We start from the raw sequence: 16,446 nt of genomic DNA on the forward strand, positions 1-16,446 counted from the left end.
CAACGACCATGTAAGAAAAGAAGAAAGGATTCACCATGAATTCCCTTACCAAGCGTCTGGTCGCAGGCGTGGCCGCGGCGGCGACATTGCTGTCCGGCATGGCCTTGGCAGGTTCCGCCATGGCCGCCGACAGCGCCATCGAGACCGGCAAGCTGGGAACCGACCAGCCCTTTACGATCAGCGCCGGTTCCGTAGATGATCTGAAAGGAAAGAATCTTGTTGCGGTGAAGCTTGCTGATTATTCCGCCGCACAGACCGACGGCACCAATATCACCGGCTACGATGTGGCCACCGTTGAGGGCCTTAAGACCGCCATCTACAATGCGGCGAATGCGAGCAACGTATCGTCGAGCAAGAACAATGGAAGCAAGACCGATCTGACTTCGGACAATCCGATGCAATGGGTCGTCCAGAACCTGCTGGACTCCAGCGACGGAAATCACTCCGGCCAGCTGCGTAATTTCCTGACGAATCTTGCGCAGAACGAGTCCATCAAGAACGCGACGGACAAAGCCATCGATACGTTGAATCCGACGGTTTCGGGAGACACCGCTTCGGTTTCGGCGCAGCTGCCGGCCGGCATCTATGTCATTCTCGACAAGGCCGAGGCGAACGGCGACGTCGTGGTCTCCATGCCGATGATGAACGGAACCACCATCGATGGCAAGAACTTCTCCAACAACCAGTTGGGTGCGGTGCAGTACAAGGTCACCAAGCCGACTGTGGACAAGAAGATCGTCGAGAACGCAGGTACGGGCAATGAAACCAAGGTCGAGGCCAATACCGCCGCCATCGGAGACACCGTCACCTACGAGCTGACCACCACCGTGCCGAATTACACCGGCTACAACAATGGCTACTACCTCGCGCTGAACGATACCCTCTCCAAGGGCCTCACCTTCGGCAAGATCGTTTCCGTCAAGATCGATGGCAACGACACCGAGTATGCGAAAGACGATGCCAACCTTCTTGATGGTGGCTATGTATGGCATGCGGACACTCCCGTCGCAGTGCCTGATTCGACCGGCGAGTATGCGGGCGGCAGCTCCTTCTCCATCAAGTTCGGCCAGACTGAAGCCAATGGCGTCACCTTCAACATCGCTGATCCGAAGTTCAAGGATGTTTTCCTGATCGGCAAGAAGATCACCGTTCGTTACACCGCGACCCTGAACGGGAACGCTGTGGTCAACGGTGACGGCAACCCGAACAAGGTGAACCTGACCTATTCCCGTAACCCGAACGGCAGCGAACAGGGCGATTCCGACGATATCGTGGTCAAGACCTACACCGGCAAGCTGGCCCTGCACAAGGTCGATGTCAAAAACAACAACCTTCAGGGAGCCAAGTTCGAGATCCGATCCTCCGAGTCCGGTGATGCGTTGAAGTTCGTCGGCTCCAACGGCACCTACACGCTAGCCAGCGATCAGAGCGCAACCCAGAATACCGTGACTGAGCTGGAGACCCCGGCATCCGGCATTCTCGCCATCAATGGTCTGAAGGGCACGTACTACTTCAAGGAGACCAAGTCCCCGCTGGGCGCGACCGCCCTGCCGTCCTTCACGGCAACGGTCACCGTATATAGCAAGAACGACTCTGGTGCGAACCAGACGGCTGGTGCGCAGGATGTCGCTCTGGTCAAAGCCGATGCCAATCAGCTGGTGAAGGCCGATACCACCAAAAACACCGACATCGTGGTGACCAACGTGCGCAACTTCACCGAGATGCCGAAAACCGGTGCGACCTGGCTGTGCATCTACGCGGCCATGGCACTGCTGTGCGGTGGCGGCGCGTTCCTGCTCCTGCGTTCCTCCAAGAAGAACTCCTGAAGCCAGGTAACATCATGAGCAAGCGGCGCAAGACCACGCGTGGGCGGCTTTCCGGCCGTACCATCGCCGGTCTCGCGCTGCTCGCATTATGCGCGATCTTCTGCACCCTCCCATTCGTCCTCATGGTCGGCAATTCCAAGGAAGCCAACACCATCACGCAATCGCACGACGATCAGGCGGCCGCGCTCGCAAAGCAGCAGCGCGAGGACGAGCTTGACCGGGCGCGCGACTACAACAACAGATTGTTCTTAAGCGGCCAAACCACCATGGGCGAGGCGGTCGACCCCTTCACCGGCGACGGCAGCCAGTCCATCGCAGAATCCGACAAGGACTATCAGTCGCAACTCGACCTGCCTGCGGACGGCATCATGGCCACCCTCAAATACCCGCGGCTCGGCATAACCCTTCCCATCCGTCACGGCACCAGTTCCACCACGCTCGCGGATGGAGCGGGCCACATGTACGGCACCAGCCTGCCGGTCGGTGGAGAGAACACGCACGCTGTCATCTCCGCGCACACCGGACTCGCCGACCGCCTAATGTTCGACAAGCTCAGTATGCGCCAAGGCAAAGTGGGCGACTTCTTCTACATCACCGCAGTCGGCAAAACGCTCGCCTACAAGGTGACCAGCATCACAGTGGTGGATCCCGATCAATTCGACGATTTGAAAATCGAAGCCGGCAAGGACCAGGTCACCTTGCTGACATGCACCCCGTACGGTGTGAACACACGGCGCCTGCTCGTCACGGGAGAGCGCACCACCATGCCCAATCCGGCGCCGACTCCGGAAAACGCGCCCAAAGACTCGACATCCAGCTACATGATGCTGTATGTGGCTGTGGTCTGGGTCGCGGTGATTCTGTTCGTGGTGCTGTATCTGCGCCATAGACGTGGGGCCGCGGGGCCCGGGCGGCGAGGAAGGGCCGCCCGCTCTTCGCGACCGAAACATTCTCGGTAGGGTGACACGACAATGCGGGGAGCGGGAGTGCCGTTGTTCGCAGAAGGTGTGCTACTTAAGTTCGCTTAAGTTATTTTTCAGTCGCAATTCCGCACGAACGGCTGTCGCTTATGTGGCCCTTTCCGAGGGGACGAGCATGACATGCGATGTTCGGAATACGTCGTTTTTTTGATTGCTTCATTACGACGGATGACGATGGATGTGAGTACGGTGTCGGTCTGTTTGTCAAAGGCGATGAATTGCCGATCCATTTGGTCGGGTGGGTTGACCGATGGTGTTGTTCAACGATTGACGCATTGCTGATCGTATGACTAGCGAAGTGTATCTTTGCTGGCTTTTCCTTGGAATATCAGCGTTTTTCCATGACTTGTAGAGTGGTGTTCTACGAATAGGATGGTGAAAGAACCCTTTGTTGTGGAATGGATGGAATGCTTAAGGGGTGCTTAAGGGGATACTTATTTACTTTAAAAATTAAGTTGCGACACGCCGAAAGACGAGTGTGTCGAATTTAGGTAAGGGGGTATCGCTCATGCAGGCGAATCGACAATCGAACATCGCTGATTGTTCCTTTTCTTAACTTAAGCAAGTAATTGAAGAGTCGTTCTCGCTGTTGACTTTATGTCAATGCTTAAGTGAACCGATTAAGTATTGTGACGGCTTTGCTGACCGTTCGGTAAGTGCGGCAATGAACCATTGACTCTTGAGCACCATTGCAATGGCAAGCTTCTTGACATTTTGACTTAACGCAATTAAGTACGTAGAACTCTAATTAAGCGATTAAGCAATGCAATGTACGCATTCTTCCAAAGATTTCTTGGCGCAACCATCAGGGAGCTTTGGGCAAGTGCGTCCGAAACGAAGCGAAGTGAGGTTTTCGACCGTGAGGCACTTGAGTGAACGAATGGGCGTGAAAGCTCACGGCTTCGCCAAACGCATGCTGGCAAAGCTGCAGGGTGCGGTCATTGCCATCGCTGTGATTTTCTCCTTTGCCGCTCTCTCGCCGGTTTCTGCCTACGCCGACGAGGAAGGCGACGCTGCTCAGTCTGAAACCAAGCAGCACTCGGAATCCCTTACCACGACTTCGGGAAACACCCCCTCCCCAGATGAAGTCTCCAACTCCGACAACACCGCGGCAAAGGAGAACCCCTCTTCCGACGAAACCGACGCCATCGATTCCGACGGCACCACGGTTCTCGGCACCCTGAAGATCTCGGCGACCGGTACCGATAAGAACAATGCAAGCCAGTCGTTGCAAGGCGTCACGTATGTGGTGAGTCTCAAGGATAAGGGCTATCTTGCCGAAGGTTCCAACGGAGCCTGGCAGTACGTGAGCGGCATGGACGACGCGAAGCGGTTCGTGACCGACACCAACGGCGTCATCGAGATCAGCGGGCTTGAGGCCGGCGAATACACCGTCGAGGAAGTCGCCACCCCCGAGGGCTTTGACGAGAACGATGTCAAGACCCAGACCACGGTGCTGTCCTCCAGCTCATCCACCGTCACCCCGGGCGACGGCACCGATGAATCCTCCGAATACGATCCGGTCTATGTCGGCAAGGACTACAGTCCGGAAGCCATTCTCTCCGAATTCCAGCTCTTCACACCAGGCGTGCTGACGAATGGCACGCATATCGTCGGTGCCATCGCCGTGGGTGAGCATATCGAAGGTACAGTCAACGGCGGTCAGGGATCCGTGACCAAATCGTATGTCAAGAATCTGCAAGGCGATGTGATCACGGGAGGCTGGGGCAACTGCTCGTTCGTCATCGAGGGCGGATACACCGATTACAGGGATTGCCCGTTCACTTCGGTGTATTACGAGAACGCCACTGACGGTTTCCAGCCGGAAAACTTCATGAACGGCGAGAAGTCGAAGTACGAGAAGGTGTCGAGCGAGAACACGATTAACTTCGCCAAGGCCATCGAGACCGTTGCCGAGGCTTCCGGCAGTATGGCTGCGGGGGATCAATCCTATGTCGTCAGCGCCAGTGATTACATCGATGATGCTGACAACGGCGTCCATGTCGTGAACGTTGACCTGGATGAGGCGCTCCAGCACCCGGTGCAGACCGGCACCGACTCCAAAGGCAACAAGGTGGAGGAGATCCGCATCCTCGTGCCTGAGGACCTGTGGGCCAATCGTAACGGCATCCGTTTCACGTCGGGGAGTTTGACCGAAAAGGAGATTATCGGTCTGTTCGACTCCAGTGGACTTGTCGATGGAGGCACGATCAAGAAGATCGTAGTCAGCATCGAGGGGTCGCGTGCCAACCTGGACTTCAGCGTGGCACATGGCGACGTCCCAGGTGTTGCCATTATGGGCGCCAACACGGAGGATGGAAAAAACGGCACCAAGCTTGGCGACAAGTTGAAGGGGTACGTCACCGACAAGGGAAACAAAGACAGCCAGTTCTACGGTAACGGCACCAAGCTCATATGGAATTTCCCGGATGCGACAAGCGTTTCCGTAAAAGAATATGTCGGCCATGTGGTCGCGCCGAACGCCACGCTTACCGCAGACGGAGGCGAAGGCAATCTCATTGCGGCCAATATCACCGTCGCCAACGAAATTCACTTCTACTCCTACGGGCACATCCCCACCAAACCGCGCAAGGTCGAAAAGGTCAGCAGTGCCGCGGTCTCCTTCGCGTACGTCAAAAGCAAGAAGGAAGAACGGCTCGGCAAAGTGACATGGGCGAAGGTCGACTCGGCCGATAACGGGACCAAGCTGTCGGGCTCCGAATGGAAGCTGCATTTCGTCTCCGCGGCCGACGGCAATCCGACCAGTGACTACACGGTGGTGGACGCGGCCAGCGATGGCGACATCACAAACTGCCAGACGGCCGCTGAAAACGACGCGCTGCTGCTGTGCGACACCAACGCCAATCCGGGTGAGATCGCCATCGCGAACCTCAAGCAGGGCGGGTATACGCTTACCGAAACGAAAGCGCCGGAAGGCTATCTCTTCGACGCCACCAAGACCTGGACGTTCACCATCGGCGAGAACTCGCTGGAAGTCGACCTTGGCGAAATCACCAACGACAAGAAGACCTACTCCGTACCAAGCACGGGTCGGATCGGCGGCATTCCCGTCTATATCGCATCCGGCTTCGCAACGCTTCTCATAGGCGCATGCCTGACTACGCGGATCAGAAAGGAGTGGTGAACCGCACCGACGAACCACACTCTTGGCCGGGGCGTTCGCTCCTTTGGCCCCGGCCTCCACCACTTACCACCGAACATCATTCAGACTTCCCGACACGCGGGGAACAAGAAGAAAGGAACAGAACCAATGAAGGGTTCTCTGAAAAAAGCGCTCACCGCAGTCGCGGCCGGGGTGCTCGCAATCGGCATGGCCGTTTCCGGCGGTGCCGTGGCAAATGCGGATGACGCGGTCACCAAGGCCAATCTAACCATCCAGGCCTCCGACGCCAACACCACTAGCCTGGCTGGTCGTACCTTCGCCGCCTACCGTGTGCTGACCATCGATTCGGCGGGCACGGGTAACAAGGTCGCGGCCAAGGTCAATGCGAAATACGAGACTGCGCTGAAGAAGGTCACCAAAGGTTCCACCGAATCCGACATCTTGACGTACATTAATGGACTCGACAACGACAGCAAGGTCCGCACCTTTGCCGAAGCCTTGCGCGACGAGATTGTCGAGGAGAACGTGCCGGCCGACGTGACCATTAGCGGTGAGGATTCCAAATCCGTCACTACGCCGGTTGACTTCGGCTGGTATATCATCGATGAAACCACTGACCAGACTCCGAACTCCGGCACCAAAGATAACGCTCCGGTTTCGCTGGTCAAGGCCACCATCGCCAACCGTGACGTCACCATCGACCTCAAGGGCGGCTCTCCGACCAGCGCGAAGAACATCGTCGACGACAGCACCGGCGATAATCCGCGCAAGGTCGATGACTACAACATCAACGACGACATCGTATACCAGCTGAACTTCACCATCCCGGAGTACTGGAGCACCCAGTACGCGCAGAACGGCTTCTGGTTCACCATGAACGATCAGCTCTCCGATGGCCTGACCTTCGACAGGCTCGATTCCATCAAGGTCGGTGACCAGCTCTTCAAGGATGTCGCTGGATATGATTCGGTGCTGACCGTGAATGGTGCCGCCGCCACCGACGAGCCGGTGGCAAAGGCCAAGCTCTCCATCGCATTCGGTTCTACCGCTGACACTGATGCCGCCAACAACAAGGCCAACCTGAAGCTCGCCGGCAAGACCGTCACCGTGTACTATCATGCGCATCTGAACGGGAACGCCGTGATCGCAGGCACCGGTAACCCGAACACCTACAACGTCACCTATCAGCGCAGCCCGTACACCATCGCCGACGGTGAAGACACCCCGGTAGACACCCCGCGTGTCTACACCTACAAGTTCCAGGTGCTCAAGTACGACGCCGATGAAGAAGGTACGAGTGTCTCCTTGGCCGGCGCCGAGTTCAAGCTCTATGCCGATGAGGCCGCCACCCAGGAGGTCTCGCTGACTCAGCCTGACACCAACAAGGCCGTCTATCAGAAAGCCTCCGCCTCTGCCACCGCCATGGTCACTGACTCCGAAGGCCACATCGCCATCCACGGCCTTGACGCAGGCACCTACTATCTGAAGGAAACCAAGGCTCCGTCCGGCTATATGCTGTCCAACACCGTTACCAAGGTGGTCATCGCTAGAGACGGAGAACTGCCGACCGACGGCCAGTCCAGCGTCTCCTACAAGGTGAACGACACCTCGATTCCCGACACCTCCTACGCAACCGTGGCAGTAGGCAACCACAAGGGCACCCTGCCGTCCACCGGTGGCATGGGCATCGCCTTCATGGTGGCCGCGGGCATCGCCCTGATTGCAGCCGGCGCATTCTCCATCATGCGCCGCCGCGCCTGAGATATTCGGATTCTCTCCATCCTGTAACCAAACCCTGCAATGGGATGCGGCCTGGTGCCGCATCCCATTTGGGGTATTACGGTACCTATATATACGGTGTGACCGTGCACGGAGCGCATACGGACGGTCGCACAACGTGACCACGCAAGTTGAAAGTGACAATCATGACAGCGCCATCGCCAGCGGAAACGCCGACCGAAGCACGGGCGGGCAAGCCACGCAGGAAAGCGGGCAGACTACGCACCGCCGTATCCATACTCGTCATGCTGCTCGGCGTGGTGGTGCTGTTCTACCCATTCGTGGCGCAGAAAATCAACTCACGGCAGGAAGTGCGCGTCGTCGCCACCTATGACAAGGCCCAGGCCGACCTGAAGAAGTCGCAACGCAGCAAGCTGCTTTCCGATGCGGCCGGTTACAACAAGAAGATCCGCACCGGCCAGACGCCGGTCGCCGGCTTGGGGGAGGACCTGTACAAAAGCGACAGCCTGTATCTGAACCAGTTGGATGTCAACGGCGTGATGGGTGCGGTGGAGATTCCGAAGATATCCGTAAACCTGCCGATTCGGCACGGTACCACCAGCGAAGCGCTCGGCAACGGTGTCGGGCACCTATACGGCACCACGCTGCCGATCGGCGGCAAGGGCACGAACGCCGTGCTTGCGGGACACCGCGGACTGCCGAATGCGGAGATCTTCACCAGGCTCAACGAGTTGGAGAAGGGCGATACCTTCTATATCAAGGTGGCCGGCAAGAAGCTTGCCTACCAAGTGGACGCGATCTGGACGGTCGATCCGAGCGATGTGAGTCATTTCGGCATCGACCCGGACAAGGATTACGTGACGCTGCTCACCTGCACGCCATACGGCATCAACACGCAACGATTGCTGGTGCGGGGGCATCGGGTGCCGCTCAAATCCGTGCAGCAACAGCAGGACCACGGCCTGTATCCGGATGTGTACATCGTGGGATTGGGCGTGGCCGTGGTCCTGGTGTTTGCGATCACCGCCGTAATTTGCGTGAGGAAGCGGCGGAAGCGGGTCTCATAGCGGCTGCTTAGAAGTTGCCGCCATTCCAGCCCCAATCGGTGGTGGCGGTGTAGCGGATGTAGGTACGGTCGGCCGGAATGCCGAGCTCCTTGCCCAGCGCGGCCATAATCTGCTCGGTCAGCTTCTCCCAGGCGGAACCCGGCACGGAACGACCGAACACGTTCACTTCCACGTAAGCGGCCGGCTGGGAGTCGTCGCCGCCGAAATAAATCGGCATATTGTCTTCGAACGGGCACATCAGCCAGCCCTCGGATTTGCCCGGAACGGCGGTGATGGCCTTGCCGTATGCGGCCTTCAGGGCCTCGCGCTGCTCGGGAGTGGTGGAAACGGAAACGTGGGTGTGGATAACCGGCATGATGCCTCCTTGAAATGGCTTACTGTCCGACTTCAAGTCTAGGCGGAAGTCTGGGCGGTTATGTGTGGACTTCCGTAACGCGCAAAGCCCGGTCGGAACGCGTGTGTTTAATTGGTGATGTGAGAAAACTGATTGAACAGCTTATGAAATTCGGACTCGTGGGCGTGATCGCCTTCATCATCGACTGGGGCATCCTGAATCTTCTCGTCGGCGTTTTCCATATGCACAACGTACTCGCCGCCACCATCTCCTTCATCGTCTCCCTGATCTTCAACTATCTGGCCAGCATGAAGCTGGTATTCAAACACCGTGACGACATGGCCCGCTGGATGGAGATCGTCATCTTCGTGGTCGCAGCCGTGATCGGCCTGCTCATGAACGGTGCCATCATCTGGATCTCCACGTACGGCATGAATCACGATGCGTTCGTTACGCAGCATACCGAATACCTGATCCGCACCAACGTGGGCAAGCTCGTCGCCACCGCGGTGGTGATGGTGTGGAACTTCCTGACCCGCAAGTGGTTGCTGGACGATACGCACACCAACGCCATGAACCGCTTGAAGAAGGCCGAGAACCGCTTGAGCGAAGAGGAGCTGGAGGCCAAGTGGCAGAACAGCTTCTCGCACAAACTGGGCGTCTGGTCGCTGGAGCACACGCCCAAGGGCTGGCCGAAGTAGCCTTTCACACGCTGACGGACGTGAGCATCGGCTGCTCGGTGGAATCCTTGATCTGCTTGAAGCCGAACAGGGCGATCACCAACGAAGCCAACGCCAGCACGGTCACGACGAGGAAGCCGCCATGCGAGCCCAGACGATCGATGAACTGGCCTGCAATGGCCGAACCCACCGAGCCGCCGATCGAATTCATTGCGCCCATCCAAGCCATGCCTTCGGTGAAACGCGTGGGCGGCACCAGATGCAGCATCAGCTGGTTGCCGTTCACCCAGGTGGGGGCCTGGCACACGCCGATGATCAGGTAGATGATCATGATCACCCACAGGTGCTTGGCGAACATGAACGAGCCAATGCCCAGATCCACCACCGCCAGGCAGAAGTAGAAACGCTTCCACAGCGGAATGGTCCAGTTCTTCGCGCCGTATACGAGCGCGCCGATCAGCGAGCTGAACGAGAAGCATGCGAACACGAAGCCCGTGTACTGCTTCATATCGGCCTCCGTGGCGAACGCCACAATCGAAATGCCGGCGGCCGACTGGAACGCGCCTAAGCCGAACCACGTTACGCATACGGCAATCAGGCCCGGGCCCCAGATCGACTCCTTACGGCCCGCCTTCACATCGGCCGCGGCCTGATCCATGGCGGCCTGCACTTCGGCCGCGGTCCTGCCTTCGGAGCGCGCACGGTCGCGTGCATACTCAACGGCCGCTTCGGCCTGCAACGCCTTGGAACGTGCGGCCTCACGCTCGCGGTACTCCTTGCGGGTCATGCCGGCCTCACGGGCCAGCTGCGTCTGAGACTTCGGCTCGGTGGTCAGCTCCGTCAGGAACATCAGCGCACCGACCACCACGCACATGCCGGTGAACGAGAACGCCAGCACGCCGGAGATCACGGCCAGTGTGGAGGCGAGTGGATTGCCGATCACCCACATGCATTCGTCGAACACGCCCGACAGCGACAGCGCGCGGTTCGTCTTTTCCGAATCGCCTTTGAGCAGCGTGGTCCAGCGCTGGCGGCTCATCGCACCCCACGGCGGAATCGCGGCCATGAACGGCACGATGCAGAACAGAATCCACGACGGCACGCGGGCGGTGATGCACGACACCAACGCGGTCGCGGCGACCATCCACACGATGATCGTCGGAATGGACACCTGCCGCTGGCCGAATTTATCGACCAACTTGCCGAGCACCGGGCTCGCCACGGCCAGCGCGATCGCCTGTACCGCGGTCAGCGCGCCTGCCAGCGAATAGTTGCCGTAGTAGTGCTGCACGGCGATCGTAATGGTCATGCCGACCATCGGGAACGGCATGCATGCAATCACCGAGCCGACGGAAAAACGGGCGGTGTGTGGTATGCGAAGAAGCTCCGCATACCCTCCGAAAAGACGATGTCCGACGCTTTTTACGCCGTCAAGAACCTGATTGGTCATGCTCTGCCGCTCCTTTCTGCTCACGGTTCGCGTTTCCCCGCGGCTTTGCGTCGCCACGGGCTGATTCGTTCTTCTCATGTATCCCACTTCAACTCGGCTTGAACGCAAGTCAGGTTCGGTAGCGTGTCGTTGAGAGGGGTGGTCTGCATTATGCCGCCGCGATGATGCTGAGTGAGCGGCGTGGTCTTTGTTGACCACAGGCAACTCTATGCGTAGGCACCGTCGCAACACGCGGTAGATTAGGGCTAGGAAAAATAAATAGTCAGTAAATTTTTTTAGTTCCGGCAATGCTACTGTCAAACGATTGACGTTATTGCCGAGACATCCCGGCAGAAAGGCGGCACCTATGCCCGCAACAACCATCCATTTCGTACGCCATGGCAAAGTCGAGAATCCGGAGCATCTGCTCTACGAACGTCTCCCCGGATTCCACTTGTCCGAAGTGGGCGTGCGCATGGCGCAGGCCACCGCGCATTACATCGCCATCAGCCCGCAACTGAACACCGTCTCCGCCGTCTATTCGTCGCCATTGGAACGTACGCGCGAGACGGCCGGCGAAATCCTCGAATCCCTGAACGCCGTGCGCGGGCTGCGCGGTGAACGGTCGCTGGAACTCATCACCGACGAGCGCATCATCGAAGCCGGCAACGAATTCCGGGGCAAGCGCATCGGCTACGGCGAGGGCGCGCTGTGGAGGAACGGCAATCTCAGACTCGTGCGCAATCTGTGGAGGCCGAGCTGGGGCGAGAGCTACCGATCCATCGCACAGCGCGTGCAGGATTTCGCGCTGGAAAAGGTGTCCGAACATCCCGGCGAGCAGATCGTGGTCGTCAGCCACGAATCGCCGATCTGGAGCTACCGGCACATGCTGGAAACCGGCCATCCGGAACACAATATGCTGCTGCGCCACACCGCGCTCGCCTCGATCACGTCGATCACCTACGACTGCGCCACCCGCAAAGTGATGTCGATCACGTATGTCGACCCCGCCGCCGGTGTGCAGTAGATGGCACAATGGAAGAGGGTCTGCAAAGAGGGGCTCGCGGGAGCTTGTTCGAGACGGGCTTTCATGTGATGATTGGCTTGACGAAAGTCGGGACTGCAAAGGAGCAATATGACTTTTGAAATTGACGATTCGTTGGTGGCCCGCGTCTCCGCGTTGCCGGTTGTCATGGACGCGGCGAAGGTCGGGGTTTCGCTGATTTCGCTATGGCCGCTGCAAAACGCCCAACAGCTGGAGAACGACGCCGACTATGCGGAAGGGCTGCAGGTACGCTTCTCGATGCTCATGGCCCGCGCCATGCTGCGCAATTCCAGCAAGGTGACCATGGCCGCCGCCGAAGCCGTATACGACGGCATGGAGGTGATTCCCGGCTGCCCGCTGTGGGTGGTCAACGCGTTGCTTGAAGCCAATGACGCCTACGATTGCATGTCCGAGTATTCCGCGACCGGTGACATTCATCTGGTGTTCAAGGCGGCCGATTATCTGAACATCGTGCTGGGAGACAAGGCCAGGACCGCGATGGAGGAGGTGCTGGGCACCGTGGCCGCCGAAGTCGCGAAGAAGGCGCGGGGCTCCGGTGCCATGGCCTCCGACGATGCCGCGAACGGCAGTGATTTCGACGCGGTCGCCGCCGCCGAAGCATGCCTGTCGACAAGCACGAACGCCGATGAGGTCGCCGTACGGTTCGCCTCGGCGTTGGTGATCTGTGACAAGCTGATGAACATCATGTGCGAGGACTTCGACGACGTGAACGACCAGGCCATTCGCGTGCTGCCGGTGTTGCTGTATGTCAACGAGTTGCGTGAGCAGTTCTCCGTTCCGCGTATTTTCATGACGCACCCACAGCTGCTGGAACTGCTTTCCCTGCGTAGGACCGCGCATATGATCGATGATTCCGGCGCGGCTTCGGCCATCGGCAACAGCCTGGGCACGCTCGGCGTCACCGCGCAGTTCGTCGGTATGCTGGCCGCCCAGGAGTGGGCATACCACCGCCGTGAGATTCTGTGGGATCCGGAAGAGGCCAAAAGAAAGGCCAAGGAAGAGGATGAGCGCAAAAGCAAGGAGGCGCTCGCCGAAAAGTTCAAGCACGTCAAAGACGATCCGGACAAGCCCCAGATCGATCTGTGAGCCGGATTCCCGCTCCCCGTTGAAATCCGGGAATGAGCGGGGAGCGGACTTGCCGTGACGAGACGGCGAGTTGCGCCGGCAAAGCGAAGTCCCGGCATGCACATTGCATTGCATGCCGGGACTCTCGTTGTGTGCCGGTCACGGTGCCGACCGCCAATCCAGCCTTACTGCTGGCTGGGGTTGTTGCCGTACGGGTTCTGGCCGGTCTCAGACTGGTCGGACGGTGCGGCGGGCAGCGGGACATCCGGGATGGAGGGAACCGTCGGAGTGAACGGAGTGGCCGGAGCGTTCGAGGCGGACGGGTCGGACTGCGGGGTCGGGCTGGCCTGTGAGGACGGGCTGGCCGGAACGTTCATGCCGGGCGCTGGGGCCGCGTAGCTCGCGTACGGGTCCTGCATGGCCGGAGCCGCCGGGGCATAGCCCGCGCCGGACGGATTGTCGAAGCGCGCGCCGGCCGGATCGCTGCGTCGCGCCATGAACACGATATAGACGATGCATCCCGCGAGAAGCACAAGACAGCCGATAATCGTCAGGATGGCACCCGTGGCCGCGGTAGTGGTGTTTCTGCCGTACAGCGCATCGATGGTGCCGATGCCGGTCATCGTGGCGCCTACGAACGTCAGGACATAGCCGACCAGCATGACGCCATAGCAGACGGCGATCGGCCAGCCCGACCTATTGGTGTCGTGCATTCGGCGCACGCTCAGGGCGAGGTTCGGAACGAGCGTCGCCAGAGACCAGAGGCCCGTGATGACCCTCGAGATGCGGAGTGTGACGAAGCTTGCGGACTGTCCGGCGATCATGCCGAGCACGCCGAACACCAAGGCGATGGCGAATACGATGATGACATTGCACAGCACCCACCACCAGAATTCGCCGCGGGAGGCGCGGCCCTTGAACACGGCATACTTCTTCCAGAAGCGAATGAAGGATTCGCCGATGGTGCAGTTATAGGCCGGCTGGTCGAGCGGAGCGGTCAGCGCAAAGAAATTCGAGCCTTGCGGAGCCGGCTGGCCTTGCGGCGCGCCATACTGCGGTGAGCCGTACTGTGGGGCTCCTGGCTGGGGCTGCTGGTAGGAGCCGTAGGCATTGCCTTGCTGGCTTTGCCCGGACTGGCCATACTGATTCTGCTGCGGCATGGACTGTCCATACTGCGGCGGGACCTGTGGGCCGTACTGGTTGGGTTCCGTCATTGTTTACCCTTTCTAGAGATAAATAAACAACACGGAGCATAGGGTCTAGTTAGCTATGCTACCGGTAGCGTGCTACTGATTTTTCATTCCTCCGCTTATTTTTCGTGAGGGCCGGATGGCTAGGGGGCTGAAGCGCGGCAAGGGAAAAGACGATTTCCGCCCTCGTGCACACGTCCGGTTAACGCGGCACAATGGAGCCTATGACTGAAGCTGAAAACACCAAACCGGAACTTCCCGAGCATGTCCGTGTGCGTTTCTGCCCGTCCCCGACCGGCATCCCGCACGTCGGCATGGTCCGTACCGCACTGTTCAACTGGGCCGAGGCCCGTCACACCAAGGGCACGTTCGTGTTCCGCATTGAAGATACGGATGCCCAGCGCGACTCCGAGGAGAGCTACAACCAGATCATCGAAGCCCTGAATTGGCTGGGCATCGACTGGGATGAAGGCATCAACGTGGGTGGCCCCGACGGTCCGTACCGTCAGTCCGAGCGCACCCAGATCTACAAGGACGTGGCGGCCAAGCTGTTCGAGGCCGGCTATGCCTATGAATCCTTCTCCACCCCGGAAGAGATTGAGGCCCGTAACGTGGCTGCCGGCCGCCCGAAGGCCTTCGGCTACGACGGTTACGACCGCGATCTCACCGAAGAGCAGAAGGCCGCTTTCCGTGCGGAGGGCCGTAAGCCGGCTCTGCGTATCCGCATGCCTGACGATGATGTCGCCTTCGACGATCTGATCCGCGGCCGCATCGAATTCAAGGCCGGTTCCGTACCGGATTACGTGATCGTGCGTCCGAACGGCGATCCGCTGTATACGCTGACCAATCCGGTCGACGATGCCATGATGAACATCAACGTGGTGCTGCGCGGCGAGGATCTGCTGAGCTCCACCCCGCGTCAGATCGTGCTGTACCGTTACCTGATGGAGCTGGGCATCGCCAAGGAGATGCCGCTGTTCGGTCACATGCCATATGTGATGGGACAGGGCAACAAGAAGCTTTCCAAGCGCGATCCGGAATCCAACCTGTTCCTGCACCGCGACAACGGCTTCATCCGTGAGGGCCTGCTGAACTATCTGGCGCTGTTGGGTTGGTCCATCGCCCCGGACCGTGACGTGTTCTCCATGGACGAGATGATCGAGAAGTTCGACGTGCGTGACGTCAAGGCCAATCCGGCCCGTTTCGACATCGACAAGGCCATCTCCATCAACGCCGAGCACATCCGTATGCTTGAACCGCAGGACTTCCTGAACCGTGCCGTACCGTACCTGCATCGTGACGGCGTCGTATCCGCCGATTCCTGGGACGCGTTGACCGACCGCGAACGTGAGATCCTTTCCGCCTCCGCGGAACTGGTGCAGCCGCGCGTGCGGCTGCTCGGCGAGGTGGCCGGCATGGTCGGCTCCCTGCTGTCCATCGAAGGCTACATCGAGCCGGATGCCGATGCCCGCAAGCAGCTCAAGGATTCCGCCCCGGCGGTGCTCGATGCGGCCATCGCCGCGCTGTCCGCCGTTGCCGATGACGATTGGAAGACCGACTTCCTGCATGAGACCCTTAACAAGGCGCTCGTGGAGGACGGTGGTTACAAGCCGCGCCTGGCGTTCGGCCCGGTGCGCGTGGCCATGTCCGGCCGCCGCGTGTCCCCGCCGCTGTTCGAGTCCATGGAGATCGTCGGCAGGGAAATCAGCCTTGCCCGCCTCCAGGGCTTGCGCGAGCATCTGTGAGCCCCGGCCGGCTCCTTTGTGCTCCCTCCGATGGATGGGGCGCAAAGGGGCTTGGCTATCAAGGCGCGTATCCGCCGACCATCGTGCGCGGCAATGCTCCGATGGGTGAGGGGGTACGGATCGGCTGGATGCCAGGGGTTGGCCGAGGATATCGGAATCCTTGCAAAATGGCGCGACACGCCGTGACTTGCACTCACCCA

The 16,446-nt window shown here is 59.3% G+C and carries 12 protein-coding genes; 9 read left to right on the top strand and 3 right to left on the bottom strand.

All coding sequences use genetic code 11. From position 1 onward, the window contains the following. The first annotated feature begins 35 nt into the window (after positions 1 to 35). The 5 genes from BMOU_RS07670 (at position 36) to BMOU_RS07690 (ending at position 8,737) form a co-directional block, all read left to right on the top strand. Positions 36 to 1,826, top strand: coding sequence for an isopeptide-forming domain-containing fimbrial protein (locus BMOU_RS07670; protein WP_034876422.1), 1,791 nt, complete (start codon positions 36 to 38; stop codon positions 1,824 to 1,826). A 14-nt stretch (positions 1,827 to 1,840) separates the two neighbouring features. Beyond that, entirely contained in the window at positions 1,841 to 2,785 is a 945-nt protein-coding gene (locus BMOU_RS07675; RefSeq protein ID WP_051428945.1) for a class C sortase, read from the top strand. A 901-nt stretch (positions 2,786 to 3,686) separates the two neighbouring features. Further along, positions 3,687 to 5,951, top strand: a complete 2,265-nt coding sequence (locus BMOU_RS07680; protein WP_034876425.1) for a prealbumin-like fold domain-containing protein — start codon at positions 3,687 to 3,689, stop codon at positions 5,949 to 5,951. 126 nt (positions 5,952 to 6,077) lie between these two features. After that, positions 6,078 to 7,691, top strand: a complete 1,614-nt coding sequence (locus BMOU_RS07685) for a SpaH/EbpB family LPXTG-anchored major pilin (protein ID WP_034876427.1) — start codon at positions 6,078 to 6,080, stop codon at positions 7,689 to 7,691. A 164-nt stretch (positions 7,692 to 7,855) separates the two neighbouring features. Beyond that, complete coding sequence (locus tag BMOU_RS07690; RefSeq protein ID WP_081738526.1) at positions 7,856 to 8,737, top strand: class C sortase; 882 nt, start codon at positions 7,856 to 7,858, stop codon at positions 8,735 to 8,737. A 7-nt stretch (positions 8,738 to 8,744) separates the two neighbouring features. On the opposite strand, the gene BMOU_RS07695 is transcribed toward BMOU_RS07690, so the two are convergent. Then, on the bottom strand, positions 8,745 to 9,092 hold the full coding sequence (locus tag BMOU_RS07695; protein WP_034876431.1) for a phenylpyruvate tautomerase MIF-related protein: 348 nt from the start codon (positions 9,090 to 9,092) through the stop codon (positions 8,745 to 8,747). A 143-nt stretch (positions 9,093 to 9,235) separates the two neighbouring features. Between BMOU_RS07695 and BMOU_RS07700 the strand changes: the two genes are divergently transcribed. Beyond that, positions 9,236 to 9,772: a GtrA family protein gene (locus tag BMOU_RS07700; protein ID WP_034876433.1), complete on the top strand. Its 537-nt coding sequence runs from the start codon at positions 9,236 to 9,238 to the stop codon at positions 9,770 to 9,772. A 4-nt stretch (positions 9,773 to 9,776) separates the two neighbouring features. On the opposite strand, the gene BMOU_RS07705 is transcribed toward BMOU_RS07700, so the two are convergent. Continuing rightward, complete coding sequence (locus BMOU_RS07705) at positions 9,777 to 11,201, bottom strand: MFS transporter (RefSeq protein WP_034876435.1); 1,425 nt, start codon at positions 11,199 to 11,201, stop codon at positions 9,777 to 9,779. 346 nt (positions 11,202 to 11,547) lie between these two features. Between BMOU_RS07705 and BMOU_RS07710 the strand changes: the two genes are divergently transcribed. Next, positions 11,548 to 12,207: a histidine phosphatase family protein gene (locus tag BMOU_RS07710; protein ID WP_034876437.1), complete on the top strand. Its 660-nt coding sequence runs from the start codon at positions 11,548 to 11,550 to the stop codon at positions 12,205 to 12,207. Positions 12,208 to 12,315: 108 nt separating this feature from the next. Then, complete coding sequence (locus BMOU_RS07715; protein ID WP_034876438.1) at positions 12,316 to 13,332, top strand: hypothetical protein; 1,017 nt, start codon at positions 12,316 to 12,318, stop codon at positions 13,330 to 13,332. Between the two features lie 164 nt (positions 13,333 to 13,496). Here the strand turns inward: BMOU_RS07715 and BMOU_RS07720 are convergent, their stop codons facing one another. Further along, positions 13,497 to 14,525, bottom strand: coding sequence for a DUF805 domain-containing protein (locus BMOU_RS07720; protein WP_034876440.1), 1,029 nt, complete (start codon positions 14,523 to 14,525; stop codon positions 13,497 to 13,499). 200 nt (positions 14,526 to 14,725) lie between these two features. On the opposite strand from BMOU_RS07720, the gene gltX reads away from it, so the two are divergent. After that, complete coding sequence (gltX, locus tag BMOU_RS07725) at positions 14,726 to 16,246, top strand: glutamate--tRNA ligase (RefSeq protein ID WP_034876442.1); 1,521 nt, start codon at positions 14,726 to 14,728, stop codon at positions 16,244 to 16,246. Positions 16,247 to 16,446: the final 200 nt, after the last annotated feature.

The sequence above is a fragment of the Bifidobacterium moukalabense DSM 27321 genome (assembly GCF_000522505.1).
In the GTDB taxonomy this organism is placed as follows: domain Bacteria; phylum Actinomycetota; class Actinomycetes; order Actinomycetales; family Bifidobacteriaceae; genus Bifidobacterium; species Bifidobacterium moukalabense.